The organism is Phycicoccus sp. M110.8, from assembly GCF_032464895.1.
Classification (GTDB): domain Bacteria; phylum Actinomycetota; class Actinomycetes; order Actinomycetales; family Dermatophilaceae; genus Pedococcus.
Map to the genome: position 1 here is coordinate 1,881,783 of NZ_JAWDIC010000001.1, position 25,088 is coordinate 1,906,870.

General features: G+C 72.2%; 23 protein-coding genes and 1 pseudogene. 15 read left to right on the top strand and 9 right to left on the bottom strand.

Annotated features, from left to right (window positions below; genetic code table 11):
* Positions 1–3: 3 nt before the first annotated feature.
* The 4 genes and pseudogenes from RKE38_RS08990 to paaI all read right to left on the bottom strand — a co-directional run bounded on the left by RKE38_RS08990 (position 4) and on the right by paaI (position 3,478).
* The gene (locus RKE38_RS08990; RefSeq protein WP_316007093.1) at positions 4–1,317 is read right to left on the bottom strand and encodes a hypothetical protein; all 1,314 of its coding nucleotides are present in this window, start codon (positions 1,315–1,317) and stop codon (positions 4–6) included.
* Positions 1,318–1,356: 39 nt separating this feature from the next.
* Entirely contained in the window at positions 1,357–2,376 is a 1,020-nt protein-coding gene (gene galE, locus RKE38_RS08995; RefSeq protein WP_316007094.1) for a UDP-glucose 4-epimerase GalE, read from the bottom strand.
* A gap of 206 nt (positions 2,377–2,582) precedes the next feature.
* Positions 2,583–2,927: pseudogene (locus RKE38_RS19570) on the bottom strand (peptidylprolyl isomerase); the annotation flags it as partial.
* 128 nt (positions 2,928–3,055) lie between these two features.
* A complete protein-coding gene (gene paaI / locus RKE38_RS09000) occupies positions 3,056–3,478 on the bottom strand; it encodes a hydroxyphenylacetyl-CoA thioesterase PaaI (RefSeq protein WP_316007095.1) in 423 nt (140 codons plus the stop codon).
* A gap of 85 nt (positions 3,479–3,563) precedes the next feature.
* On the opposite strand from paaI, the gene RKE38_RS09005 reads away from it, so the two are divergent.
* The 10 genes from RKE38_RS09005 (at position 3,564) to RKE38_RS09050 (ending at position 14,213) form a co-directional block, all read left to right on the top strand.
* Positions 3,564–3,944, top strand: a complete 381-nt coding sequence (locus tag RKE38_RS09005) for a phage holin family protein (RefSeq protein WP_316007096.1) — start codon at positions 3,564–3,566, stop codon at positions 3,942–3,944.
* A 322-nt stretch (positions 3,945–4,266) separates the two neighbouring features.
* On the top strand, positions 4,267–4,899 hold the full coding sequence (locus RKE38_RS09010; protein ID WP_316007097.1) for a helix-turn-helix transcriptional regulator: 633 nt from the start codon (positions 4,267–4,269) through the stop codon (positions 4,897–4,899).
* The gene (gene hisC, locus RKE38_RS09015) at positions 4,896–6,005 is read left to right on the top strand and encodes a histidinol-phosphate transaminase (RefSeq protein ID WP_316007098.1); all 1,110 of its coding nucleotides are present in this window, start codon (positions 4,896–4,898) and stop codon (positions 6,003–6,005) included. Before RKE38_RS09010 ends, hisC begins: the two co-directional genes overlap by 4 nt.
* Before the next feature lie 10 nt (positions 6,006–6,015).
* Positions 6,016–7,062 (top strand): L-glyceraldehyde 3-phosphate reductase, encoded by a 1,047-nt coding sequence (gene mgrA / locus RKE38_RS09020; protein ID WP_316007099.1) that lies wholly within the window; start codon positions 6,016–6,018, stop codon positions 7,060–7,062.
* Positions 7,063–7,225: 163 nt separating this feature from the next.
* Positions 7,226–8,683: a lytic transglycosylase domain-containing protein gene (locus RKE38_RS09025; RefSeq protein WP_316007100.1), complete on the top strand. Its 1,458-nt coding sequence runs from the start codon at positions 7,226–7,228 to the stop codon at positions 8,681–8,683.
* Between the two features lie 261 nt (positions 8,684–8,944).
* Complete coding sequence (gene pdhA / locus RKE38_RS09030; RefSeq protein ID WP_379117094.1) at positions 8,945–10,144, top strand: pyruvate dehydrogenase (acetyl-transferring) E1 component subunit alpha; 1,200 nt, start codon at positions 8,945–8,947, stop codon at positions 10,142–10,144.
* Positions 10,144–11,118 carry an alpha-ketoacid dehydrogenase subunit beta gene (locus RKE38_RS09035; protein ID WP_316007101.1) on the top strand — a complete coding sequence of 325 codons (975 nt, stop codon included), beginning with the start codon at positions 10,144–10,146 and terminating at the stop codon, positions 11,116–11,118. The genes pdhA and RKE38_RS09035 overlap by 1 nt, the downstream gene beginning before the upstream one ends.
* Positions 11,119–11,135: 17 nt before the next feature.
* A complete protein-coding gene (locus RKE38_RS09040; protein ID WP_316007102.1) occupies positions 11,136–12,728 on the top strand; it encodes a dihydrolipoamide acetyltransferase family protein in 1,593 nt (530 codons plus the stop codon).
* 198 nt (positions 12,729–12,926) lie between these two features.
* Entirely contained in the window at positions 12,927–13,679 is a 753-nt protein-coding gene (locus RKE38_RS09045) for a helix-turn-helix transcriptional regulator (protein ID WP_316007103.1), read from the top strand.
* A 138-nt stretch (positions 13,680–13,817) separates the two neighbouring features.
* Positions 13,818–14,213: a hypothetical protein gene (locus RKE38_RS09050; protein WP_316007104.1), complete on the top strand. Its 396-nt coding sequence runs from the start codon at positions 13,818–13,820 to the stop codon at positions 14,211–14,213.
* A 72-nt stretch (positions 14,214–14,285) separates the two neighbouring features.
* Here the strand turns inward: RKE38_RS09050 and RKE38_RS09055 are convergent, their stop codons facing one another.
* The 3 genes from RKE38_RS09055 to RKE38_RS09065 form a co-directional block, all read right to left on the bottom strand.
* Positions 14,286–16,001: an MDR family MFS transporter gene (locus RKE38_RS09055; RefSeq protein ID WP_316007105.1), complete on the bottom strand. Its 1,716-nt coding sequence runs from the start codon at positions 15,999–16,001 to the stop codon at positions 14,286–14,288.
* Positions 16,002–16,006: 5 nt separating this feature from the next.
* Entirely contained in the window at positions 16,007–16,501 is a 495-nt protein-coding gene (locus RKE38_RS09060) for a MarR family winged helix-turn-helix transcriptional regulator (protein WP_316007106.1), read from the bottom strand.
* Between the two features lie 120 nt (positions 16,502–16,621).
* The gene (locus RKE38_RS09065) at positions 16,622–17,344 is read right to left on the bottom strand and encodes a maleylpyruvate isomerase N-terminal domain-containing protein (RefSeq protein ID WP_316007107.1); all 723 of its coding nucleotides are present in this window, start codon (positions 17,342–17,344) and stop codon (positions 16,622–16,624) included.
* Between the two features lie 26 nt (positions 17,345–17,370).
* Here RKE38_RS09065 and RKE38_RS09070 point away from each other — a divergent pair, with 26 nt between their 5' ends.
* Entirely contained in the window at positions 17,371–19,362 is a 1,992-nt protein-coding gene (locus tag RKE38_RS09070; protein WP_316007108.1) for a cytochrome c oxidase assembly protein, read from the top strand.
* Complete coding sequence (locus RKE38_RS09075; protein ID WP_316007109.1) at positions 19,362–20,171, top strand: carbon-nitrogen family hydrolase; 810 nt, start codon at positions 19,362–19,364, stop codon at positions 20,169–20,171. Before RKE38_RS09070 ends, RKE38_RS09075 begins: the two co-directional genes overlap by 1 nt.
* Before the next feature lie 44 nt (positions 20,172–20,215).
* Here the strand turns inward: RKE38_RS09075 and RKE38_RS09080 are convergent, their stop codons facing one another.
* Entirely contained in the window at positions 20,216–20,452 is a 237-nt protein-coding gene (locus tag RKE38_RS09080; protein ID WP_316007110.1) for a hypothetical protein, read from the bottom strand.
* A gap of 170 nt (positions 20,453–20,622) precedes the next feature.
* Here RKE38_RS09080 and RKE38_RS09085 point away from each other — a divergent pair, with 170 nt between their 5' ends.
* Positions 20,623–22,503 (top strand): NHL domain-containing thioredoxin family protein, encoded by a 1,881-nt coding sequence (locus tag RKE38_RS09085; protein WP_316007111.1) that lies wholly within the window; start codon positions 20,623–20,625, stop codon positions 22,501–22,503.
* A gap of 9 nt (positions 22,504–22,512) precedes the next feature.
* Here the strand turns inward: RKE38_RS09085 and RKE38_RS09090 are convergent, their stop codons facing one another.
* Positions 22,513–23,316: a D-alanyl-D-alanine carboxypeptidase family protein gene (locus RKE38_RS09090; RefSeq protein ID WP_316007112.1), complete on the bottom strand. Its 804-nt coding sequence runs from the start codon at positions 23,314–23,316 to the stop codon at positions 22,513–22,515.
* Between the two features lie 395 nt (positions 23,317–23,711).
* On the opposite strand from RKE38_RS09090, the gene RKE38_RS09095 reads away from it, so the two are divergent.
* Together RKE38_RS09095 and RKE38_RS09100 are read left to right on the top strand one after the other, a co-directional pair.
* Positions 23,712–23,981, top strand: a complete 270-nt coding sequence (locus tag RKE38_RS09095) for a DUF6458 family protein (RefSeq protein WP_316007113.1) — start codon at positions 23,712–23,714, stop codon at positions 23,979–23,981.
* Between the two features lie 305 nt (positions 23,982–24,286).
* Complete coding sequence (locus RKE38_RS09100) at positions 24,287–25,057, top strand: CHAP domain-containing protein (RefSeq protein ID WP_316007114.1); 771 nt, start codon at positions 24,287–24,289, stop codon at positions 25,055–25,057.
* Positions 25,058–25,088 lie beyond the last annotated feature (31 nt).

Sequence of the window (25,088 nt, forward strand, 5' to 3'; positions counted from 1 at the left end):
GAGTCAGTCCAGAGGCCTCGCAGACTGCGGCTGCAAGGCCCAACGACCTACGCCCAAGCGCTCGGCGACATCGGGATGCTGAAGACTCGCACGCTCCAGCGCGTCCAAGCACGCGTACAAGGGCAACGAGCTGAAGCTGAGGGCATCGGCCGCGGTGCGGTAGCCCTCGACGCCGGCGAGGTGGATGCCCCTTCCTTCATAATCCGGTCCGGCAAGTTGCCCCCAGAGCAACCGTTTCGTGAACCGGCCCTCGTCCCGGCGCAACCCTTCCAAGGCGGTCCAGACCTCATCGCGCGTCCCACACAGCTGGGTGACGCAGAAGAACTCGGGTTTACCGCCACGGTCCAGCCACCGTCCGTACCCGACCACAGAGGTGTCCCCTATCTGATGGGCGGGAACTCCGGTCTCCTCACGCATCTCCCGCGTCGCTCCGCGAGTCACAAGGTCGGCCAATCCGACCCCGGACTCTTCCCTCAGGTCCCTGGGTTCCAGCGATCCGGAGCCACTGGGAGCCAGAAGGTCAGCACTGGCGGTGTTTGCGCGCGACTGCTCGGCGAGGAGGAGCCAACCGTCGCTGGTGACTGCCACAGTCGAGACGCCGATGACGTTGGCGAGCTGGCTTGCCTGCAGGCTCACCAGGTGTGGCTGTCCGCCCTCTGTGCGCTGGCGGTCGTAGAGAAAGTCCCAACGAAAATCCCACTCATCGTCTCCGTCGCGGATGCGGAATCTGGTCAGCTCGTTCGAGCAAAGGAGGTCGAAGTAGCGCACGGACTCGACGACCACCTGCCGCATGTCCATGATCGCGGTGAGGTCCGTGGACAGCCGAAGGCATGGGGCGTTGAACTTCCACCGGGCCGAGCTGGTTCTACGCAGGACGTACATGCTCCTGCGCTGGAGGGGATGCGGCAGTCGGAATTCCCCTTGTCGGAGCTCCACGGTCACCTCCCGACGAAGAGAGGCGTCGAGATCGCGGCTGTAAGCCAGCGCACCCCGCGGAAGGTCGTGCACCTGCGGGAGCTGGTCACACACAGGGAGCCGGTCGAAAGTCGGACGACGTTCCTGGAAGTCCAGCGCACGGAACCGCCCGTTCAGCGCCTTGGTGTCGCTGAGGAAGGTCAGGAGAGCCAAGACCAGCCCGACGGCTGTGAGCACGACGCTCGCCCACTTTGGCCACCACGGCGTGCTGGTCGCGAGGGCCACGACGAAGGCAGCGAGAGCGGCGACGTAGACGCGCTCGTGTCGCGCGAAATACTGTGTGTGGTCGCGGACACTGCGAAGCCAGGTCGCCAAACGGTATGGACTCGACACGGTGGACATCCAACCGCCTCCTGGTCGCAGTGTCAGGTGGTTCAGTGATCAGTCGGGGTAGCCCTCGGGATTCGAGCTCTGCCACCGCCACGTGTCGGCGCACATGTCGTCGACCGTCCTGGTCGCGCTCCAGCCGAGTTCCTCGTGCGCTCGCGTCGCGTCGGCCCAATAGGCGGCCAGGTCGCCTGCCCGCCGCCCGACGACGGTGTAGGGGACGGTGCGCCCGCTGGCGTGCTCGAAGGCTCGGATCATCTCCAGTACGGAGGTTCCGTGCCCGGTTCCGAGGTTCCATGCTCGCAGTCCCGGTTCCTGATGCGCTATCCGATGCAGTGCGGCGACGTGGCCGGCTGCCAGGTCCTCGACGTGGATGTAGTCGCGCTGGGCCGTTCCATCGGGCGTCGGATAGTCGTCGCCGAAGACATAAAGCTCCTCACGAGCGCCCACGGCAACCTGCGCGATGAAAGGCATCAGGTTGTTCGGCGTGCCCTGTGGATCCTCGCCAATGGTGCCGGACGGATGCGCGCCGACCGGGTTGAAGTACCGCAACACAGCGATGCGCCACTGCCCTCCCGCGCTGGCAACGTCTCGCAGGACCTGCTCGATCATCACCTTGCTTCTGCCATAAGGGCTGGCGGCAGACAGTGGTTCGTAGTCCTCTTGGTAGGGCACAGGCGCGTTGTCGCCGTACACCGTCGCGGAGGAGGAGAACACGAGCCGGAAGCAGCCGTGCCGCTGCATCGCCCGGACGAGCGCGAAGGTCGAGTCGAGGTTGTTCTGGTAGTACTCCAGCGGCACCTCGACGCTCTCGCCCACGGCCTTGAGCCCGGCGAAGTGGATCACCGCGTCGAACTGCCGCTCGGCGAAGAGGGACTCGGTCTTGTCGCGGTCGGTCAGGTCGAACGCGTGCACCTCGAGCGGTCCGCCGATGAGCGCCTCGAGCCGCGGCACGACCGTGGGCTTGGAGTTGGCGAAGCTGTCGACGACGACCACGTCGTGGCCCGCGGCCACGAGCTGGACGACGGTGTGGGAACCGATGTAGCCGGCACCGCCGGTGACGAGGACGCGCATGGGGCAACCGTATGCCGCGCGGCCGGTCGGCGGCCACGCGGCATACGGGGTGTCCCGAGGTGCGGTCCCGGGCGGGGGGAAGGGGTCAGCGGCCGCTCTTGGCGCGCTCGATCCGGACCGGCGAGGCGGGGGCGCCGTCCTCGGGCGTCCCCTCGTGCCCGGGTCGATGCCGGCGGCGGCGATCTCGTCGAGGACTCCATCCCGGCCTCGGTGACGTGGCCGAAGACCGTGTAGTCGGGCCGCAACCGGCTGTCCCGGTAGACGAGGAAGAACTGGCTGCCGTTGGTGTCGGGTCCGCCGTTGGCCATGGCGAGGGTGCCTCGCGGGTAGTTCTTGCGGCTGCCGTCGGGGAAGCCGGACCAGTTCGGCAGGGCCTGCGCCGAGGCGAGCTCGTCCTTGAAGGAGTAGCCGGGGTCGCCCCAGCCGGTGCCGAGCGGGTCGCCGCACTGCAGCACGGACAGTGCGAACGGTGGCGTCTGGTAGGCGGTGAGGCGGTGGCAGCTGGTGCCGTCGAAGTACTTCTGGTGGGTGAGGAACAGGAAGCTCTGCACCGTGCAGGGGGCGAGCGCGCGGGTCCAGCACGAGCGGGATGTCGCCGTGGTTCGTCTGCAGGGTGACCTGCTGGGGATCCGTGACGCCGACGCTGCGCTCGTCCCGGTCCGGGGCGCGGGGAGGGGTGTCAGCCGCGCAGCGAGCGGGAGCGGCCGCGGAACTCGGCCACGACGGCACCGTCGGACTCGCGGGTCACCGTCACGTCGGTCAGCCCGCTGCGCCCGTAGGCCGCGCGCGTACGGCCCTCGGCGACCAGGACGTCGCCGAGCCGGGCCGAGGTGACGAAGGTGATGTCGGCACCGGCGGCGACGGTGAGCCGGCCGCCGGAGTTGCAGACGAGGGCGAACGTCGAGTCGGCGAGGGTGAAGATGAAGCCGCCGTGCGCGATGTCGTGGCCGTTGACCATCGCCTCGGTCACGGCCATGGAGACGACGGCGTGGTCGGGCTCGATCACGAGTGCCTGCATGCCCAGGCCGCGGCTCGCCCGGTCGTCGTCCCACATGCGGCGGACGTGGGTGAGGTCGGGTCCGTCCGCTGCTGCTCCGGTCATGGGGCCATCGTGGCAAACGCGAGAGGTCGCCGACCCGCCGCCGCGCGGTCAGCGCGGGGCACGTTCCCTCTGGCACGATCGGGCCATGAACTTCCTGATCAAGATCGCGGTGAACGCCGTCGCCCTGTGGGTCGCCGCGTGGCTCGTGCCGGGCATCTCGTTCGGCGAGGGCAAGTTCGGGTCCAAGTTCGCGACCGTCCTGCTCGTCGCGCTGGTCTTCGGCCTCATCAACGCCGTCGTCAAGCCGATCGCCAAGTTCTTCAGCTTCCCGCTCATCGTGCTGACGCTCGGGCTGTTCACCTTCGTCGTGAACGCGTTCATGCTCCAGCTCACCGAGTGGGTGTCCGGGCCGCTGGGGCTGTCGTTCGTCATCGACCACTTCTGGTGGGACGCGATCCTGGGCGCCCTGGTCATCACCATCGTCTCGATGGTCCTCGGCTGGGTCCTCCCCGACGACGACGACTGACAGCCCGCACCACGCCACCCGTGCACCCACCCCCTGAGCCATTGCGCCGGAACTGGGTCACTGATGCGCCTGGTGCATCACTGCCGCGATGCGCGCGGGTTGTGCGGTGGGCGGCCTCGGGTCACTGATGCGCTGTGCGCATCAGTGACCCAGCACTCGCGGAATGCTCTCGGCTCCAGGTCGGCTTCAGGTCGGCGCCCGGTCGGCTCCAGATCGGCTGCCGTCCGCCCCGCGGCTTCGCCGCCCCTCGAGCGCTCCGCCCTGCACCGTCGCGGCTGCCGCCACCCGACCTGCTGTCGGTGCCTGCCGGCATCCTGACCACATGGGGGACTTCGACGCAGCGGCCTACCTTCCCCGTGCACGCCGTCTGGGTGACCTGAGCCAGCGCGAGCTGGCGGCACGGCTGGGCGTGCACCAGTCCTCGGTCGCTCGGTGGGAGTCGGGTGTGGCAGCGATCCCCCTCGGCGCGCTCGTCGAGGCGCTGGCCGCTTCCGGGCTCCGCCTCGCTGTGGTGGATGGAGAGGGTCGGGAGGTCCCGCCGTTCGACCGCGACGTTGTCCGGGACAACGCCGGCAGGCGGTTCCCCGCCCACCTCGACGTCGCCCCGCCCTGGCCGGCGCCGCACAACCGCGGCAACGGACAGCGTTTCGACCGACCACCGCCGCGCGCCTGGTACGCGTTGCGAGCGACCCGCGACGCGGACGACGAGCGAGGCCTTGGGGCCGCCGGTCCCGCCACCCCCGCCGGCCCCGCCGTCCGTGCGACCGACCACCCCACCAGGACCGAGCTGGCCGTGATCGCGGTCCGGCAGAGGCAACGACCTCGGCGCGCCCCGCTCGACGTCGCGCCGTGCTCCTGTGCCGAGGAGTGCCTGCTCCTGCCCGGCTGCTCGCCGGCGTGCGCCTGCCAGTGCGAACCCGCGCGCGGTGCCACGCCGCATACAGTGACGCCATGACCTCCAGCTCCTCGGGCGCGAACGCCTCCGTCCGCCTGCGCGATGCCCTCGACCAGGTGCCCGCGTACGTCCCCGGCAAGCCGGCCGCCGCCCGCGAGGGCGTCACCGCGTACAAGATCTCGTCCAACGAGAACCCGTACCCGCCGCTGCCGTCGGTCCTCGAGGTCGTCCGCGACGCCGCCACGCACATCAACCGCTACCCCGACATGGCCGTCGGCGAGCTCTCCCAGGCCATCGCCGACCGGCTGGGCGTCCCGGTCGAGCACGTCGCCACGGGCACCGGCTCGGTCGGCGTCCTCGGCCAGGTCATCCAGGCGACCTGCGACCCCGGCGACGAGGTCGTCTACGCGTGGCGCTCGTTCGAGGCGTACCCCATCGTCACCGCCCTCGCGGGCGCGAAGTCCGTCCAGGTCGGGCTCGACGACCACGCCCGCCACCGGCTCGACGCGATGCGCGCGGCGATCACCGACCGCACCAAGGTCGTCATCGTCTGCACCCCCAACAACCCCACCGGCACGATGGTCACGCACACCGAGCTCGCGGCATTCGTCGACTCCGTGCCGGACAACGTCCTCGTGGTGATCGACGAGGCGTACGTCGAGTTCGTCACCGGCGAGGACGCGCCCCGCAGCCTCGAGCTCTACCGCGACCACCCGAACGTCATGGTGCTTCGCACCTTCTCCAAGGCGTACGGCCTGGCCGGCCTGCGCGTCGGGTATGCCGTGGCGCACGAGCCCGTCGCGGGCGCCCTGCGCAAGACGGCCGTCCCGTTCGGCGTGAACTCCCTCGCCCAGGCCGCTGCCGTCGCCTCGCTCGGCGCGTTCGACGAGCTCAAGGAGAGGGTCGACGCCCTCGTCGCCGAGCGCACCCGGGTCGTCGCGGCGCTGCGCGGCCAGGGCTGGTTCATCCCCGACACCGAGGCCAACTTCGTCTGGTTCGCCCTGGGCGACCGCTCGGCCGACTTCGCCCGGGCGGCCCAGGAGGCCGGGCTCACCGTGCGCCCGTACGGCAACGACGGCGTGCGCGCCACCATCGGCGAGACCGAGGCCAACGGCCTGCTGATCGAGGTCGCGGGGCAGTTCCTCAGCGACCACCCCGCCTCCTAGGGTGGGGGCCATGGTCGACACCTGGCTCCCCCCGTACCTCGCCTCCCCCGACCGCTACGGCCCCATGCCGTACCGCAAGGTCGGCCAGTCCGGCCTGCGGCTGCCCGCGGTCAGCCTCGGCCTGTGGCACAACTTCGGCGACGACAAGCCGTTCGAGACCCAGCGCGCCATCCTGCGCCGCGCGTTCGACATCGGCATCACGCACTTCGACCTGGCCAACAACTACGGGCCGCCGTACGGCGCCGCCGAGACCAACTTCGGCCGTCACCTGCGCGACGACTTCCGCCCGTACCGCGACGAGCTGGTCATCTCCTCCAAGGCGGGCTGGGACATGTGGCCCGGCCCCTACGGCGACGGCGGCTCGCGCAAGTACCTCGTCGCGAGCCTCGACCAGACGCTCAAGCGCACCGGCCTCGACTACGTCGACATCTTCTACAGCCACCGGCCTGACCCCGACACCCCGCTGGAGGAGACGATGGGGGCGCTCGCCTCGATCGTCCAGCAGGGCAAGGCGCTGTATGCCGGGATCTCCAGCTACGGCCCGGAGCTCACCGCCCAGGCGGCGGACCTCCTGCGCGACATGGGCGTGCCGCTGACGATCCACCAGCCCAGCTACTCGATGCTCAACCGCTGGGTCGAGGGCGGCCTGCTCGACACCCTCGGCGAGCGCGGGGTCGGCTGCATCGCCTTCAGCCCGCTCGCGCAGGGCATGCTGACGAACAAGTACCTCGGCGGCATCCCCGAGGGGTCGCGGGCCAGCCAGGGCAAGTCCCTGTGCCCGGACCTGCTCACCGACGAGGCGCTCGCCCACGTCCGCAAGCTCAACGACCTCGCCCAGGAGCGCGGCCAGTCGCTCGCCCAGATGGCGCTGTCGTGGGTGCTGCGCGACGAGCGGGTCACCTCGGTGCTCATCGGGGCCTCCAGCGTCGCCCAGCTCGAGGACTCCGCGGCGGCCGTGGCGAACCTGCGGTTCAGCGACGCCGAGCTCGAGGAGATCGACCGCGACGCCGTCGAGGCGGGCATCGACCTCTGGCGCACCCAGTCCCAGCTCAGCTGATCGGGGGCCTGGGCCTGACCCCGGTGGGCTGACCGGACTGGGCTGAACGAGTCGGTCGGCCCGACTCGGCGCGTCTACGTCATCGGCAGGTGTTTGGGCTGCGCCGCCGCGGGGCATGGTCGAAGGACGACCGTGGCCAGGCTCGACGGGGTGGGAGCGTGATGTGACCTCGACGCAGGACGTGCAGATGCCGGGCCGGACGCCTGACCCGCGGGTGATCCGGCTCCCCTCCCTGCGCCGGCTGCTGCGCCCGGGCCCGACGCTCGTGCTCCTGGCCCTGCTCGTGGGGGCGGCCTCCGCACCCCCCGGCCGGGAAGCCGACGCGGCCGGTGCGCACGCGCGCACCCCGGGGGCCGACGGGGGCACGTCCGCGCCCCAGGTCCCCGGCTGGCAGCAGGAGGCCGACCCGCGGACCCCCGTGGCGGTCGGCACGGGGGCGAGCGTGCCGGTCGGCCCGTCCCCTGTCGTGCTGCCCCTCTCCCCGGTCGTGCTGATGGAGCCGCCCGGCGCCCCGGGGTCAGCCGTCGGCGTCGGCTCGGACCTGTGGGCTGCCTACCGCTCCGCGGCCGCCGCCGTCCCGGCGTCGTGCCACCTCGACCCCAGGCTGCTTGCAGCCATCGGACAGGTCGAGTCGGGCTCCCTGGCCGGCCGCACCCTCGACTCCCGCCACCGCGCCGTGCCGCCGGTCCTCGGGCCCGTGCTCGACGGCAACGGGTACGCGCGCATCCCCGACACCGACCACGGCCGGTGGGACGGCGACCCGGTCTGGGACCGCGCCGTCGGCCCCATGCAGTTCATCCCCTCCACCTGGGCGCGCTGGGGCGTCGACGCGAACGGTGACGGCGTGGCCGACCCGGAGGAGATCGAGGACGCCTCGCTCGCCGCGGCCGACTACCTGTGCGCCGGCGGGCGGGACCTGTCCTCCCCGGCCGACCTGCGTGCCGCGATCCTGTCCTACAACCACTCGGCCGCCTACCTGGCCACCGTCCTGGCCCTCGTCCCGCGGATGACCCAGGGTGCGCTCGGCACCACGCTGGTCGGAAGCGGCCCGGCCGTGTCCGCTGCGCTCTTCGTGGGTCCGCCCTCGGTCCCGCCGACATCGGCTACCCCGGCATCCGCGTCGCCCACCGCGCGGCCGGCCGCCCCCTCCAGCCCGACCACCAGCCCGACGCCCGCGACCGCCACCTCCACGACGGCCGCCACGCCGAGGACGGCCACCCGCACGTGGACCGGGAGCCCGACGACGGCTGCCACCTCCACGACCTCCGGTGCCTCCACGACCTCCGGCTCCCCGACGACGACCGGCAGCCCGACGACGACCGGCACCACCTCGTCATCGAGCACGACCAGCACCACGTCGGTGCCGTCGAGCTCGACCTCGACCACGGCCACCCCGTCGTCCTCGACGACGACCGCCGCGTGCCCGTCCGGGTCGACGACCAGCTCGCCGACCTCGGGCACGACGAGCCCCACGTCCCCCTCCGGGACCGCCTCCCCGACGCCGACACCCTCCTGCACGGCGACGGCCACCCCCACGCGCACGCCGGTGCCGTCCACCTCCTCGGCCACGGCGGCGGAGGCGACCCTGCTGGGACAGGCCGGCTCCTCGTCCACGGGCTGACCTGCGCGGGCTGACCTGCGCGGGCTGACCGTGCGGGCTGACCGTGCGGCTCGCCCGGCTGGGCTGACCGCCCTCGCGGCGCGCCGCCGCTGCCCACGATCGGGGCCGGAGCGGGGTCACGTCCCGGATTCTGAGATTCTCGGCTGCTGCGGATATCTTGGCCCGTGCAAGGGCCACATGTGAGCGCCGCCACAAGCAGTGCCACACCACCATGCCGCCAGACACCGGCGGGGACCCCGCCAGGGTGAAGAAGGAGTGCCTGTGAGCGACAACGCTGTCGCCGACGCCACCAGCGTCGACCATGAGGGCGACGTGATCGCCGAGCTGACCGCACCCGTGCCCGAGGTGGGTGACGGCGGGCCCGAGATGGTCCAGCTGCTCACCCCCGAGGGGCAGCGCGTGGAGAACACCGAGTACGACGAGTACGTCAAGGACCTCGGCGAGGAGGAGCTGCGGGGCTTCTACCGCGACCTGGTCCTCATCCGCCGGGTCGACGCCGAGGCCACCGCGCTCCAGCGCCAGGGCGAGCTGGGCATCTGGGCCTCGCTGCTCGGCCAGGAGGCCGCCCAGGTCGGCTCCGGTCGCGCCCTGCGCCCGCAGGACTACGCCTTCCCGACCTACCGCGAGCACGGCGTCGCCTGGTGCCGCGGGGTCGACCCGCTCAACCTCCTCGGCCTCTTCCGCGGGGTCAACCACGGCGGCTGGGACCCCAACGAGAAGAACTTCCACCTCTACACGATCGTCATCGGCGCCCAGACGCTGCACGCGACCGGGTACGCCATGGGCATCCAGCGTGACGGCGCGGTCGGCACCGGCGACGAGGACCGCGACGCTGCCGTCATCGCCTACTTCGGCGACGGCGCGACCGCGCAGGGCGACGTCAACGAGTCGTTCGTCTACGCGGCGGTCAACAACGCTCCCGTGGTGTTCTTCTGCCAGAACAACCAGTGGGCCATCTCCGAGCCCAACGAGCGCCAGACCCGCATCCCGCTCTACCAGCGCGCGCGTGGCTTCGGCTTCCCCGGCGTCCGGGTCGACGGCAACGACGTCCTCGCCGTGTATGCCGTGACGAAGCAGGCGCTCAACGCCGCCCGCACCGGCCAGGGCCCCACCTTCATCGAGGCCTTCACCTACCGCATGGGTGCGCACACGACCTCGGACGACCCCACCAAGTACCGCGTCTCCGCCGAGGTCGAGGTGTGGAAGCACCGCGACCCGATCGAGCGGCTCAAGTCCTACCTCGTGCACGAGAAGAAGGCCGACCAGGCGTTCTTCGACGAGGTCGACCGCGAGGCCGACGAGCTCGCCGCCCACGTCCGCGAGGGCTGCCTGTCGATGCCCGACCCGACCGGCGACTCGATGTTCGACCACATCTACGTCGAGCCGCACCCGGTCGTCGAGGCCGAGCGCAAGGAGTTCGCCGCCTACCACGCCGGCTTCGCCGAGGAGGGGGGTCACTGATGGGGACCATGACCATCGCCAAGGGCATCAACTCGGGCCTGCGCGCCGCCATGGAGCGGGACCCCAAGGTCGTCCTCATGGGTGAGGACATCGGCAAGCTCGGCGGCGTCTTCCGCGTCACCGAGGGCCTGCAGAAGGACTTCGGCGAGGACCGGGTCATCGACACCCCGCTCGCCGAGGCCGGCATCGTCGGCACGGCGATCGGCATGGCCCTGCGCGGCTACCGCCCCGTGGTGGAGATCCAGTTCGACGGCTTCGTCTACCCGGCGTTCGACCACATCGTCAGCCAGGTCGCCAAGATGCGGGCCCGCTCGCTCGGCAAGGTCAAGCTGCCGATGGTCATCCGCATCCCCGTCGGCGGCGGCATCGGTGCCGTGGAGCACCACTCCGAGTCCAACGAGGCGTACTTCGCCCACACCGCCGGACTCAAGGTGGTTTGCTGCTCGAACGCCGAGGACGCCTACTGGATGATCCAGCAGGCGATCGAGACCGACGACCCGGTGCTGTTCTACGAGCCCAAGCGGCGGTACTGGGACAAGGGTGAGGTCGCCGAGGACGGCGCACCGCGCGAGCTGCTGCGCGCCAACGTCGTCCGCGAGGGCACCGACGCGACGCTCATCGCCTACGGCCCCATGGTCAAAACCTGCCTGCAGGCCGCCGAGGCCGCCGCCGCGGAGGGCAAGAACCTCGAGGTCATCGACCTGCGCTCGCTGTCGCCGCTGGACGTCCCCGCGCTGACCGAGTCGGTCCGCAAGACCGGCCGGGCCGTCGTCGTGCACGAGGCGTCGACCTTCCTCGGCATGGGCGCGGAGATCGCCGCGACCCTGCAGCAGGAGTGCTTCTACTCCCTCGAGGCCCCGGTGATGCGGGTCGGCGGCTACAACCTGCCGTACCCGCCCAGCAAGCTCGAGGAGGAGTTCCTCCCCGACCTCGACCGGGTGCTCGACGCCGTCGACCGCTCGCTGGCCTTCTGAGAGGGGCGCGCACACCCATGTCCGTTCGTGAGTTCAAGCTTCCCGACCCCGGCGAGGGCCTGACCGAGGCCGAGATCGTCACCTGGAACGTCAAGGTCGGCGACACGGTCAAGGTCAACGACATCGTCGTCGAGATCGAGACCGCCAAGTCCCTGGTCGAGCTGCCCGTGCCGTTCGCCGGCACGGTCACCGCCCTGCTCGTCGACGAGGGGTCGACCGTCGAGGTCGGCACGCCGATCATCGCTGTCGACACCGCCGGAGGCGCCGGTGCCGGTGCCCCGACGTCGGTGCAGGACGCGCCGGCCGAGGGGCCGGTCGAGCCCGGCCTCGAGGGCAGCCCGGCCCCGAAGCTCGCCGCCGAGGTCGCGGCCGCGCAGGCCGAGGAGGAGCAGATCGAGGAAGGCAAGATCGGCGGGACGACGTCCACCGGTCGCACGGCCGTCCTCGTCGGCTACGGCGTCAAGCAGACCGAGGCCAAGCGTCGCCCGCGCAAGCCCGGTGCAGGCGCTCCCGCGCCGGCCGGCGCGACGACCGCCGCCCCGGCAGCACCCGCACCCGCCGCCAGGGCCTCGGCGCCGGCCTCGGCAGCCCCGGCTGCGGCGGGTGCCACGGCTGCCGTCCCCGCGGCCCGGGCCGGTGGCGCCCGCGCGCTGGCCAAGCCGCCCGTGCGCAAGTACGCCAAGGACCTCGGCGTCGACCTGGCCTCGGTGGCCGGGTCGGGCGATGGCGGCATCATCACCCGCGCCGACGTCGAGGCCCACGCCTCGGGCGCCGCGACCGGCGTCCCGGCGACGGGCACGGCTCCGGCGGCCGGTGGCGGCAGCGAAGCCGGCGCGGCCGCGGCGGAAGCCAGCACGGCGGCATACACGGCTCCGGTCTTCGCCCGCACGGGCGAGCGGGAGACGCGCATCCCGATCAAGGGCGTCCGCAAGATGACCGCCCAGGCGATGGTGGGCAGCGCGTTCTCCGCGCCGCACGTCACCGAGTGGGTCACCGTCGACGCAACGGCCACGATGGAGCTCGTCGAGCGGCTGAAGAAGGACCGTGAGTTCAGGGACGTCAAGGTCACGCCGCTGCTGGTGCTGGCCAAGGCGATGGCGATCGCGATCCGGCGCCACCCGGAGATCAACGCGACGTGGGACGAGGCCGCGCAGGAGATCGTGGTCAAGCACTACGTCAACCTGGGCATCGCCGCCGCGACCCCGCGGGGCCTGATCGTCCCGAACATCAAGGACGCAGACCAGATGTCGATGCGGCAGCTGGCCGAGGCGATCGGAGCCCTCACCGCCACGGCGCGCGAGGGTCGCACCCAGCCGGCGGAGATGTCTGGCGGGACGATCACGATCACCAACGTCGGCGTCTTCGGCGTCGACACGGGCACGCCGATCATCAACCCCGGCGAGTCGGCGATCCTGGCGTTCGGTGCCATCCGCCGCCAGCCGTGGGTCGTCACCGCCGAGGACGGCACCGAGACGATCGAGCCGCGCTGGGTCACCCAGCTCGCGCTGTCGTTCGACCACCGCCTGGTCGACGGCGAGCTCGGCAGCAAGTTCCTCGCCGACGTCGGCGCGATCCTCGCCGACCCGGCCCGCGGGCTCGTCTGGGGCTGACCTCCAGGCGAGGACCGCCACCACTGCCGCAGGCTCCGTGCACCTCCGGGTGCGCGGGGCCTGCGCGTCGTTGTGGGCCGTCCCGGGAGCCGGTCGTATGCGGTTTCCCAAGATTCGTTCAAGGGTCCGCTCCGGTGCTGGCCCGGCCGGGTGGGGGCACGTACGGTCGGCTGGTCGTCGACACCAGGGGGGATCGAGATGACGATGCCAGTGCTGCCGGTGACTCCGCGGCCCTTCAGCGTCGACGAGCAGCAGGCGGTGCTCGACGCCGCCGCCCTCCTCCAGACATGCCGCCGCGACTGGGCGCAGCGCCTGTCGGAGGGTCCGCGTGACGGTGGCCGGATCATCGCCCACGGGGACCTCGACGCGGGTCTCTACGACGACTCCACGCGGTGGACGGTCCTGCTGAGTGCCACCTGTGTGGTGAGCGCACCGTTCCTGCGTGCCTCGCTGCCGCACCAGCGGTACCTCGTCTCCCAGGGCCTGCGAGCGGAAACCCTCTTCGACCACGACCGCGTGGGTGAGCAGACCCTGGACGTCCTGCAGGCCGAGCAGGACCCCACCTTCCGGCTGGCGCTGGTCCCCCTGCAGATGAAGATCGTCGACGGGCGCGAGGTGGTGCTGCAGGGACCGAACTGCGAGGGCCGTCCGACCCTGATGGCGATCGCGGAGCCTCGCACGCTGTCCGCGGCCTGGGTCTACTGGCGCGCGATGCGGGAGAGCTCGGTGCCGGTGCCCCCGGCGCCGGGAGAGGGCGACGGCCTGACGGTGCGCCAGCGGCGAATCGTCACGCTCCTGCGCCAGGACCTCACCGACGAGGCTGTCGCCCGGCACCTGGGGTGCAGCGTCCGGACCGTGCGCGGCGACGTCGCGCAGATCATGGAGCGGGTGGGAGCGCACTCGCGCTTCGCCGTGGCCCACCGCCTCGCCAGCACAGCAGCCCGGGGCTGACCCGCCGGGCGGTCGACGGCGCACCGACCGTCAGCTTGCAGGTTCCTGCAGGGCGGGCGACGTCGGGGAGGGCGGCGGGTTCACTTCGTCGAGCGGGGCCGGCAGGGGGCCGGCCCGCCCGACGAAAGGACCTCCTCGATGAAGAAGATCATGGCCACCGCGGCTGCTGCCCTCCTGGCCGGCGGAGTTGCAACGGCCACGGCCGGCACCGCGAGTGCCGCACCGTGCACCACGAACGGGGTGGTGCTGCAGTCGGTCGGCCTCTACGCGCACTCTGAGCGAGTGGCGACGGTGCGCATCCACTGGTCCGAGACCTGCGGCACCAACTGGGCAACGGCCTCGTTCCCTTCCGGCTCGAAGGGGACCCTCACCCTGTGGACGGGGAGCAACGGGAGCTCGCCGCAGAGCATCTCGACGGCGTGGACCTCGGCGTACACCAGCCCCATCTACGCCCGGAACACCGTCGCCTGGGCGGGCCTCAACCTCACCCTGAGCAACGGCGAGCGCGCCAGCGCGGTGACCGACAAGTTCTGAGGCACGACGAAGGGCCCACACCTCGTGGTGTGGGCCCTTCGTCGTGTGCGGGGCGTCCGGAGACCGAGGGCCTCAGTGACCCATCGCCGGCGGGGCGACCGCGGCCTCGTCACCGGCGGCGGCCCGCTGGGCGTCCGCCTTGTCCGAGGCACCTCGCTCGGAGTACGCCGACCCGCCGCGCAGCTCGACGTGCGGCAGGAACAGCATCACCAGGAAGCCGACCACCATGACGCCGGACCCGACGAGGAACACCAGGTCCATCGAGTCCGAGAACCCCTGGAGGAACGGCTTGGCGAGCCGGGCGTCGAGCGAGTTCAGGAACGAGGAGTCCTTGAGCACGCCGGTGCCGGACGCGCTGCCACCCGAGGCCTGCGCCGCTTGCATCTGCTTGGCGAACGCCGCGTTGGCCGGGTCCTTGAGCGCGGCCTGGAACTCCGGCGTCGGGACGGCCTTCTGCAGGGCCGAGGCGATCTTGTCGCCCACGGTCGAGAACAGGATCGACAGGAAGACCGCCGTGCCGAGCGTGCCGCCGATCTGGCGGGTGAAGGTGGCCGAGGAGGTGGCGACGCCGATCATCCGCGGCGACACGGCATTCTGGACGGCCAGGGTCAGCGGCTGGAAGTTGAAGCCGAGGCCGAGGCCGAAGAAGACCATCACGATCATCGTCTGCCACAGCGGGGTGTCGGCGTGGACGTAGTGGAAGACGAACAGCGCCACGGCGAGCAGAGCGGCACCCATGATCGGGAACCGGCGGTAGCGGCCGGTGCGGCTGATGATCTGTCCGGACAGGATCGAGCCGAACATGATGCCCAGCGTCAGCGGCAGCAGCAGCAGGCCGGCCTTGGTGGGCGAGGCGCCCTTGACGATCTGCAGGTAGAGCGGCAGGCACGCGAGGCCGCCGAACATGGCCATGCCGATCAGGACCGAAGCCCCGGAGGCGACGGCGACGGTGCGGTTCGTGAAGAGAGTCAGCGGCAGCAGTGCCTCGTCCTTCATGGCGCGCTCGACCAGGAGGAAGGCCACGATCCCGAGGCCGCCGACGACGAAGCAGGCGATCGAGCGGCCCGAGGCCCAGCCCCAGTCGCGGCCCTGCTCGGCGACGAGCAGCAGCGGCACGAGGCCCACCGACAGCGTGACCGCGCCCCACCAGTCGATCCGGTGGTCGAGGCGGGTGTGGTTGAGGTGCAGGGTGCGGGCGACGACGAGCAGGGCGGCGATACCGATCGGCACGTTCACGAGGAAGACCCAGCGCCAGCCGGAGATGCCGAGCAGGGTGTCCTGGCCGGCGAAGAAGCCGCCGATGACCGGGCCGAGGACGCTCGAGGTGCCGAAGACGGCGAGGAAGTAGCCCTGGTACTTGGCGCGCTCCCGCGGCGGCACGATGTCGCCGATGATGGCGAGGGCCAGCGAGAAGAGGCCGCCGGCGCCGAGGCCCTGGAACGCGCGGTAGAAGGCGAGCTGGAGCATCGACTGCGACAGCGTGCAGAGCATCGAGCCGATGACGAAGATCGTGATGGCGGCCGAGAAGAACTTCTTGCGGCCGTAGATGTCGGAGAGCTTGCCGTACAGCGGCGTGACGATCGTCGACGTGATCAGGTATGCCGTGGTGGCCCAGGCCTGCTGGTCGAGGCCCTTGAGGTCGTCGGCGATGGTCCGGATGGCCGTGGCGACGATGGTCTGGTCGAGCGCGGCGAGGAACATGCCCATCATCAGGCCGACGAGGATCGTGACGATCTGCCGGTGCGTGAGGGCGCCGTTGTCCGGCGGTGTGGTGGCGGTTGCTGCCATGGGTGTCAGTGCTCCGTGGTGGACGTGGTGGACGTGGGTGAGGAGAGGTGCGACCGCTCGAGGGCGGCGGTGAAGCGCTCCAGGTGGTCGGCGAAGTCGCTGGCCTCCTGGGCGGTCCAGCCCTCGAGCAGCTGCTCGAACCAGGCGTTGCGCTGCTCCTGGATCCGGGCGAGCAGGTCGTGCCCGGCGGGGCTGAGCCGCACCACCTGCGCCCGGCCGTCCTCCGGGTCGCTGACCTTCTCGAGAAGGCCGTGGCCGACCAGGCTGCTCACCTGGCGGCTGGTGGTGGAGATGTCCGAGTGCACGCACTCGGCGAGCGCCGAGACGCGGCGCTCCTCGTGGGCGAGGTTGAACAGGACCGGGTAGGCCATGGTGTCCACCGCCGGGTGCAGCCGTGGGGCGTGCTGGCGGACGGCCTTGAGCAGCTTGACCAGGCGGACCAGGTCGAGGCTGACCCGCTGGGCCGTGGCCCGGTCGAGTCGGTGGTCAGGGGTCGTCATCGGAACCTTCGTCGCGGATACTTGTTTGCGGCATACAAGTATCCGGCACCGGGGCGGCACCTGCAAAACGGGGTCGGCCGTTCGGCCGACCCCGGGAGGTGGGACCTCGAAGGTGAGACCTCAGGAGGTGAGGGTGAGGTTCTCCAGCACGCGCCGGGCGACGTCCTCGTCACCGTGCGCCGTGTAGTGGATGTCGTCGACGGTGCCGCGACCCGCGCTGCGCCGGGTGACAGCGTCGGTCGACAGGGTGATGGTCGTGAAGACGTCACGCGGGTCGCCGTCGTGGGCCACGCCCGAGAACAGCGGGATGCCCTTGGCCTGGCCGTCCTCGCCGGAGTCCACCCACACGCCCGCACGCCCCAGCACGGGCCCGGTCACCTCGAGGATGACGACGTTGCCGGGCGGTACGGCGGCCCGCTCGGCGACCAGCTCGGGCAGCCGGGCGAACAGCTCCTCCATGACGATGGCCGCCGCGGGCGAGTCCAGGTCGCCCGGCCGGCCGAGGGCCTGGCGGATGTCCTGCTCGGCCACCCAGGCGTTGATGGTGTCCCGCCGCAGGGCGGCGACGGCACCGGGGTCCTCGGTGAGGCCGCGCACGCGGCGCTCGGCGACCAGCTCGAGCTCGGAGACGAGCTTCGGCGCGCTCACCCCCGTGCGGTGCGCCGGGTCGCCGGCGACGACGTGCGCGATCTCGTCGCGCACCGTCCACCCCTCGCGCGTGGTCGGTCGGGAGAAGTCCTCGTCGCGGCAGCTGCGGCCGAGGTCGACCACGGCCTGCGTCGCCTGCTCGTACGCGGCGACCAGGCCGGCGAGGTCCTCAGGGGCTGCCGGGTGCAGAGGCATGCCCCCACCCTACTTAGGCTGTCGTCATGAGCACGTCCGCGTCCGCGCCCGCCCGGCTGCCCACGCGCCTGCCGCTGTGGGTGCTGGCCGTGGCCGGTCTCGTGGCTGCCCCCCTCGCGGCGGTCGTCGGGCAGGCCGCCGTCGCGCCCGTGGTCTCCGACCCGGGGGCCGTCGTGCGGTGGGGTGTCGTCTACGCCCGCGTCGTCCACGACGTGGCCGCCTCGGCCACGGTGGGGCTGCTGCTCAACGCGGCGTTCCTCGTACCCGAGACGACCCGCACGCGGCGCCGCGAGACCGCCACGCGCCTGGCCGGCGTCGCCGCGGCCCTCTGGGCGCTGGCCTCGGTCGCCGGTGCGCTGCTCACCATGGCCGACTCCATCGGCATACCGCTCACCGACCCGGGCTTCCCGCAGCAGTTCACGACGTTCGCCTGGCAGTTCCTGCCGGTGCGGGTCGAGCTCATCACGGCCGGGGTCGCGCTCGTCGTGTGCGTGGGGGCGTTCGTCGCGACCAGCCGGGCGACGATGGCCTGGCTGTTCGCCCTCGCGGTCGGCGCGCTGCTGCCGCTGGCCCTGGCCGGCCACGCCGCCGGTGCGACCGACCACTCCACCGCGGTCAACTCCCTCGCCGTGCACCTCGTCGCCGCCACGCTCTGGGTGGGCGGCCTGCTCGGGCTGGCGGTGCTGCGCCCGCTGCTCGGCCGCGACCTGGCCGCGACCGCCACGCGGTTCTCCGCGGTGGCCCTGTGGTGCTTCGTGGCCGTCGCGCTCTCCGGCGTCCAGAACGCGTACCTGCGGGTGGGCGACCTCAGCAACCTCGGCACGCGCTACGGCGCGCTGGTCCTGGTCAAGACGCTGGCGCTCGTGCTCCTCGGCGTCGCGGGCTGGCGGCACCGCCGCGCCCTGCTGCCCCGGCTCGCCGGCGAGGGCTCGACGGCTGCCTTCGTCCGGCTCGTCCTGGCCGAACTGGTCGTCATGGGCATCGCGTTCGGCACGGCGGTGGCGCTCTCGCGCTCGGCCCCGCCGGTCCCGGACGCGGTGGTCCCCGACGCCAGCCGGTCCTTCATCCTCACGGGCTACCCACAGCCGTCGGCGCTGACCGGTGCGTCGTGGGTGACCGCCTGGAGCACGGAGTGGATCTGGGTCGCCCTCTCGGTCCTCGCCGTCGGCCTCTACCTCGCCGGCGTCGTGCGGCTGCGCCGCCGCGGCGACGCCTGGCCGGTCCACCGCACCGTCCTGTGGGTGCTCGGCTGGGTCGTGTTCGTGTATGCCGTGTGCGGCGCCCCCGGCGTCTACGGCCGGGTGCTCTTCTCGATGCACATGGTGATGCACATGGTCGTCGCGATGCTCGTGCCGCTGCTGCTCGTGCCCGGCGCGCCGATCCTGCTCGCGCTGCGCACCCTCCCCGCCCGGCGAGACAAGACCTGGGGCCCGCGCGAGCTCCTGCTCCAGGTCGTGCACTCAAGGGCCATGCGGGTGCTGTCCAACCCCGTGGTGGCCGCAGCCCTGTTCTTCTTCAGCCTCGCGATCTTCTACTACTCGCCGCTGTTCGAGCTGGCCCTGCGCACCCACACCGGGCACGTGCTGATGCTGCTGCACTTCCTGCTCACCGGGTACCTGTTCGTCTGGGTGCTCGTCGGCGTCGACCCGGGGCCGCGGAAGTGGCCGCCGCTGATGCTGCTCGTCGTGCTGTTCGCGACGATGAGCTTCCACGCGTTCTTCGGCGTCGTGATGACCAGCAGCACCACCGTCCTGGCGCCCGACTTCTTCGAGACCCTCAAGCTGCCGTGGATGACCGACCCGCTCGGTGACCAGCACCGTGCCGGTGCCATCGCCTGGGGCATCGGCGAGGTCCCGACCGTCGCACTGACGCTGATGGTGGCCATCGCCTGGGTGCGGTCGGACCGCGCCGAGAGCCGTCGCCGGGACCGGCAGGCCGACCGCGACGGCGACGCCGAGCTCGCGGCGTACAACGCGCACCTGGCGCAGCTGCGCGAGCGTGGACGAGGAGGGTCGTGATGAGGGTTGCGGTGGTGCAGGTCGGCTACGGCGACGCCGAGCCGGTCGCGGAGCGGGTCGAGCGGGTCGCCGCCGTGGTGCGGGCGCAGGCCGGTCACGACCTCGTCGTGCTGCCCGAGCTGTGGGCACCGGGCGGCTTCGCCTACCGCGAGTGGCAGGACCGGGCCGAGCCCGTCGACGGCCCGACCGGGCAGGCGATGTCCGCCGCGGCCCGGGACGCCGGTGTCGTCCTGCACGCCGGGTCCATCATCGAGCGCCCGGCCGATGGCGAGGTGGGCAGCGACGGGCACGGCCTGTGGAACACCTCGCTCGTCTACGGCCGGGACGGGAGCCTGCTCGCGGCATACCGCAAGGTGCACCGGTTCGGCTTCGGCGCGGGCGAGCCGAAGCTGCTCGACGCGGGCGGGGACGTCGTCGTGGTGGACCTGCCGCTGGGCGACGGCGGCAGCGTCCGGACCGGCCTGTCCACCTGCTACGACCTGCGCTTCCCCGAGCTGTACCGGCGGCAGGTCGACGCCGGGGCCACCCTCTTCGTCGTCCCGGCCGCCTGGCCGGCCGCGCGCGTGCGGCACTGGACGCTGCTCGCGCACGCCCGCGCGGTCGAGGACCAGTGCGTCGTCGTCGCGTGCAACACCGCGGGCACGCACGCCGGCACCGAGATGGGCGGTCACTCCCAGGTCGTCTCGGCCACGGGCGAGGCGCTCGCCATGGCCGGCACGGACGAGCAGGTGCTCAGCGTCGAGGTCGACCTCGACGCGGTGGCGGCCTGGCGCGAGCAGTTCCCGGTCCTGCGGGACCGGCGGCTGTGACGTCGCCGGCCCCGGTCGTCCGCGCCGCGCGCGGTCGCCGGCCGTCAGGCGGTCATGCGCCGGTGCCGCTCGGCCACGAGGTCGGCGCGGCGCAGGTCCATGAACGCCGTGTCGGACCCGCAGTCGTGGCACACGACCATCGCGCTGTGCCCGAGGCCGATCACCTCGACGGCGTGCGGGTGGCAGGACTGGCCGGTGGTGTGGGTGTGGTCGCGGCGGTGCACCGCGTCGACCGTGCTGAGTGCGACCGCGGTGGCGGTGTGAGTCCCCCTGTGCTTCATCGAAGGCACCTCCTGACTGGGATGACGAACCGGGGCCGCGCCGAGTTGCCGTCGTCGCCGAATCGTCACCATGACGGCCCGTGCCGCCACCCCCATGAGACCCCCGGGCACCGACAGGCGCACGCCGCCGCGCCGGACCGTGACCGAACACGCGAGAGAAGGACCGACCGTTGGGACGAGACGCACAGGACCACGCCGTGGTGACCCGCACCCGGCTGCGGGCGCCGGAGCTGCGCGGGCGTGGGTGGCTCAACACCGGCGGCCGCGAGCTGTCGCTGGCCGACCTGCGGGGCCGGGTCGTCGTGCTCGACTTCTGGACGTTCTGCTGCGTGAACTGCCTGCACGTCCTGGACGAGCTCCGCCCGCTCGAGGAGAGGTACGCCGACTCGCTCGTGCTCGTCGGCGTCCACTCGCCCAAGTTCGAGCACGAGGCGGACCCGGACGCCCTGGCCGCCGCCGTCGAGCGGTATACCGTGCACCACCCGGTCCTCGACGACCCCGACCTCGTCACCTGGCAGGCGTACACCGCCCGTGCCTGGCCCACCCTGGTCGTCGTCGACCCCGAGGGGTACATCGTCGCGTCCATGTCCGGCGAGGGCCACGCCCACGGGCTCTCGGTCCTCGTCGAGGAGCTGGTCGAGGAGCACCGGGCGAAGGGCACGCTGCGCGAGGGCGACTCGCCCTACACCCCGCCGCCGGCACCGTCGACCGCCCTGCGCTTCCCGGGCAAGGCCGTCGCCCTCGGCGACGGGTCGTTCCTCGTGTCCGACACGACCCACCACGACGTGGTCCACCTCGAGGCCGACCTGCAGACCGAGCGCAGGCGCTTCGCCGACCACGACGGCGACGGCCCCGGGCGGCTCAACGAGCCGCAGGGCCTGCTGCTCCTGCCCGCGGACGTGGCCGAGCGGGTCGGCTACGACGTGGTCGTCGCCGACTCGGTGAACCACCAGGTCAAGGGACTGCGCCTCGCCGACGGGGCGTGGACCGTGCTCGCCGGCACCCGGCGGCAGCTGCGCGAGCGGTCCGGCAGCGGTCCGGCCCTGCGCCAGGACCTGTCGACGCCGTGGGACGTCGCCTGGTTCCTCGACCGCGTGGTCGTCGCCATGGCCGGGACCCACCAGCTGTGGGCGCTGCACCTGGCCGCCGACCCGGCCGAGAACACCGTCGCGGTCCTCGCCGGCACGACCGCCGAGGGCATCCGGGACGGCGTCGCCGACGAGGCGTGGTTCGCCCAGCCGTCGGGGCTCGCCGCCTCGGCCGACGGCGCCCGGCTGTGGGTCGCCGACTCCGAGACCTCGGCCCTGCGCTCGCTCGACCTCACCGACGACGGCTTCACCGTGACGACCCACGTCGGGACGGGCCTGTTCGACTTCGGCCACCGGGACGGCGCCGCGAGCCAGGCCCTGCTGCAGCACCCGCTCGGGGTCACCGTCCTCCCCGACGGGTCGGTCGCGGTCAGCGACACGTACAACGGCGCGGTCCGCCGGTTCGACCCGGTGGCGGGCGAGGTGACGACGCTGGCGACCGGGCTGCGCGAACCGTCCGACGCCGTCGTCGAGCGCACGGACGACGGCGAGACGCGACTCGTCGTCGTGGAGTCCGCGGCGCACGAGCTGGTCCGCATCCCGTTGCCCGACAAGGCGACCCGCGTCGACGGCCTCGCCCACCAGACGCAGCGGCCGCGCACCGAGCTGGCGCCCGGCGCGGTCCGCCTCGAGGTGACCTTCACCCCGCCGACCGGCCAGAAGCTCGACCACCGGTGGGGTGACCCGACGCGGCTCATGGTGTCGGCGACCCCCGAGGCGCTGCTGCGCGAGGGGGCCGGGAGCGCCCAGGGCCTGACCCGCGAGCTGGTCCTCGACCCGTCGGTCGTCGACGGAGTGCTGCACGTCTCGGTGCAGGCCGCCTCGTGCGACGGCGACCCCGTCACCGGCGAGGTGCCCGAGCACGCGGCGTGCCACCTGTACCAGCAGGACTGGGGGATCCCGGTCGTGCTCGTCGAGGGCGCACCCGACGCGCTCACGCTCGACCTGCGGGGCACCTCCTGACCGACTCGCTCAGCCGGTGTACTCCCAGTGCCAGGGCTCGGGCAGCGAGCCGCCCGCGTCCGCCCACCCGGGGTGGGTCCAGCCGTAGCGCGGCGCGTTGACGACCATCCAGAGGTGGGCGTCGGTACCGAACCGGTCGACACCACCGCACAGGTCGACCGCGAGCCCGAGGCCGTGTTCGCTGCGACCCGGTGTGGCGGCCCACCGACCGCGCGTGGCCTTGACGGCCACCTGCTCGTCGTAGGAGCGGTAGGAGTCGGTGACGCAGAGGGCGTGTCCGCTGTGCTGCCGGTATGCCGCGCTGAGGCCGTCGAACGCGGCAGCAGCCTTGGGGCGCAACGACTCCGAGCGGGCGTCGCGCAGGGTGCAGAGCGCGGAGCGGGGCACCCGGCCGTTGGTGTAGGGCCGCTCGTCGGTGCTGCACGGCCGGCTGCCGCGGTACGCGACGGCGACCGTGTCGAGGGCCGACGGCGAGCACTCGGGCGAGGGGTCGGACGAGGAGGTGTACGCGTCCGCGACCCAGCGGCCGTCGCCCAGCTTGTCCCACACGTCGGTCGACCCGTAGGGCCCCTTCACGCGAGATCCCTTGGTGTGGCAAACGATCGTGATGCGGGCGCCGCGGGCGACGGCGCCCACGGCGGCATACGACGTGCCGGGACCGGACCGGACCGTGAGGGGGCTGCTCTGGGTGCGGACGTGCCCGATCGCCGCGTCCGCGGCTGCGGCGCCGCCGAGCACGACGCCGAGCCCGATTGCGGCCACGAGGCCGAGCCGTGCCGGCCGGCGCGTGGCGAGGGTGGTGGCGACGCCCATCTGCTCTCCTCCTGAGGTGTCCCGCCGGGGTGTCCCGGGGCGGGCACCTCCCGCCTGTCGGTGGCAGGACCGTAGGAAGGCCGGCGCGTCCCGGTCGATGGGGACGACTCCCCTCGCCGCAGTCCCACGCACGGACCCGGCCGGGGGAGCACTCCCCCCGACCACGACACGGAGGTCTGCGCACGGACGTCCGTGTGCCTGCGCAGGGAGCAGATCCGCGCGCAGTGGTACGCGGGTGTGTGCGCAGACGAGCGGGCGCGAGCGGACGCGCGTCTGTGCGCAGACGTCCGTGTCCGCGCACGAGTGCGGGTTCGGCATCCCTGCAGGTCGGCCCGTGCGGCACTACGCTCGAAGGAGCGGGTCAACCCTGGACCCGCCGGACCCCTGGAGTGAGCATGTACATCGGACTTGGGATCTTCCTGCTCGTCGTGGGCGCGATCATCACGTTCGCCTACACCGGTGACGCGAGCCTGGGCGGGGTGCTCAGCGTCCACGCCGTCGGCTGGATCTGCATCGTCGCCGGCATCCTGGCGATCCTCCTGTCGCTGGTCATGACGCGGCGCACCACCGCGGGTGGCTACTCCGCGCGCCGCGTGAGCCACCAGGACCCGGCCACCGGGACCCGCGTCGACGAGGTCGACGTCGACCGCAACGACCGTCTCTGAGCCGACCGGGCCACCGGCCCGATCCCGCTCCACCGAGGGCGGCACCACTCCACGTGGTGCCGCCCTCGTCGCGTCCGGGGCCCGTCCGTGTGGCCTGTCGTACGGGACGTCCGTGCGGCCCGTCCGCGTCGCCGTCCGGGTCCCCACCCGGCGCAGGGCAGTCCTCCCCGGCGTGGGCCGTGCGTGGGCCGGCCCCGGGGGTAGTCCTCCCCATCGACGCCGCTTCAGCGCGCTGCCAGCGTTCCTGCCAGCGCCGGTTCCGCAAGGGGGGCAGGCCGAGCCGAACGACGAAGCAGGAGAACGAGATGCGACTGAGCACCATCACCCACAAGCCGGTGCGCGCGGCGGTCGCCGCGGCGATCGGCCTCGGCGTCGTGGCCGGGGGAGCGGCCCTCGCCGAGGCCGCGACCGGCACCGTCAAGACAACGGGCGCGAACCTCACCGTCCGCTCCGGACCGGGCACGTCCTACCGCGCGGTGGGCAGCCTCGCCAAGGGCACCCGGGTGGACATCACCTGCCAGACCCGGGGCACCACGGTCAGCGGCCCGTACGGCACCTCGAGCTGGTGGGACAAGATCGGCAGCGGCCGCTTCGTCGCCGACGCCTACATCTACACCGGCTCCGACGGGCGGGTCGCCCCCCTGTGCGGCGGCGTCTCGTCCACCCCCAGCGGCGTCAAGGACGACTACCCGTACCGCGGACAGGGCACCGGCGTCGACCCGTGGAACTTCTACAAGGGCCAGTGCACGTCCTTCGCTGCCTGGCGGGTGAACCACAACCTGGGCATCCGGTTCTCCAACTCCTACAAGGGCCAGCACTGGGGCAACGCCGAGCACTGGGACAACGCCGCCCGCGCTGCCGGCATCCCCGTGTACAAGACCCCGAAGGTCGGCGACATCGCGGTCCGCAGCAGCGGCACCTACGGCCACGTGGCGTACGTCGCGAAGGTCAACGCGGACGGCACCTTCATGGTGGAGGAGTACAACCACGTGCGCTCCGACACCTACAGCTACCGCAAGGCGCACCGCGGCACGGACGCCGACGGCTTCACCGACTTCATCCGCTTCAAGGGCTGAGGCGCGGTCGCCGCGGGCGTGACCACGCGCG

Coding starts and splice junctions, on each gene's coding strand:
- RKE38_RS08990 (WP_316007093.1), bottom strand. CDS start 1,317: ATGTCCACCGTGTCGAGTCCATACCGTTTGGCGACCTGGCTTCGCAGT.
- galE (WP_316007094.1), bottom strand. CDS start 2,376: ATGCGCGTCCTCGTCACCGGCGGTGCCGGCTACATCGGTTCCCACACC.
- paaI (WP_316007095.1), bottom strand. CDS start 3,478: ATGACCGGAGCAGCAGCGGACGGACCCGACCTCACCCACGTCCGCCGC.
- RKE38_RS09005 (WP_316007096.1), top strand. CDS start 3,564: ATGAACTTCCTGATCAAGATCGCGGTGAACGCCGTCGCCCTGTGGGTC.
- RKE38_RS09010 (WP_316007097.1), top strand. CDS start 4,267: ATGGGGGACTTCGACGCAGCGGCCTACCTTCCCCGTGCACGCCGTCTG.
- hisC (WP_316007098.1), top strand. CDS start 4,896: ATGACCTCCAGCTCCTCGGGCGCGAACGCCTCCGTCCGCCTGCGCGAT.
- mgrA (WP_316007099.1), top strand. CDS start 6,016: ATGGTCGACACCTGGCTCCCCCCGTACCTCGCCTCCCCCGACCGCTAC.
- RKE38_RS09035 (WP_316007101.1), top strand. CDS start 10,144: ATGGGGACCATGACCATCGCCAAGGGCATCAACTCGGGCCTGCGCGCC.
- RKE38_RS09040 (WP_316007102.1), top strand. CDS start 11,136: ATGTCCGTTCGTGAGTTCAAGCTTCCCGACCCCGGCGAGGGCCTGACC.
- RKE38_RS09045 (WP_316007103.1), top strand. CDS start 12,927: ATGACGATGCCAGTGCTGCCGGTGACTCCGCGGCCCTTCAGCGTCGAC.
- RKE38_RS09050 (WP_316007104.1), top strand. CDS start 13,818: ATGAAGAAGATCATGGCCACCGCGGCTGCTGCCCTCCTGGCCGGCGGA.
- RKE38_RS09055 (WP_316007105.1), bottom strand. CDS start 16,001: ATGGCAGCAACCGCCACCACACCGCCGGACAACGGCGCCCTCACGCAC.
- RKE38_RS09060 (WP_316007106.1), bottom strand. CDS start 16,501: ATGACGACCCCTGACCACCGACTCGACCGGGCCACGGCCCAGCGGGTC.
- RKE38_RS09065 (WP_316007107.1), bottom strand. CDS start 17,344: ATGCCTCTGCACCCGGCAGCCCCTGAGGACCTCGCCGGCCTGGTCGCC.
- RKE38_RS09070 (WP_316007108.1), top strand. CDS start 17,371: ATGAGCACGTCCGCGTCCGCGCCCGCCCGGCTGCCCACGCGCCTGCCG.
- RKE38_RS09075 (WP_316007109.1), top strand. CDS start 19,362: ATGAGGGTTGCGGTGGTGCAGGTCGGCTACGGCGACGCCGAGCCGGTC.
- RKE38_RS09080 (WP_316007110.1), bottom strand. CDS start 20,452: ATGAAGCACAGGGGGACTCACACCGCCACCGCGGTCGCACTCAGCACG.
- RKE38_RS09090 (WP_316007112.1), bottom strand. CDS start 23,316: ATGGGCGTCGCCACCACCCTCGCCACGCGCCGGCCGGCACGGCTCGGC.
- RKE38_RS09095 (WP_316007113.1), top strand. CDS start 23,712: ATGTACATCGGACTTGGGATCTTCCTGCTCGTCGTGGGCGCGATCATC.
- RKE38_RS09100 (WP_316007114.1), top strand. CDS start 24,287: ATGCGACTGAGCACCATCACCCACAAGCCGGTGCGCGCGGCGGTCGCC.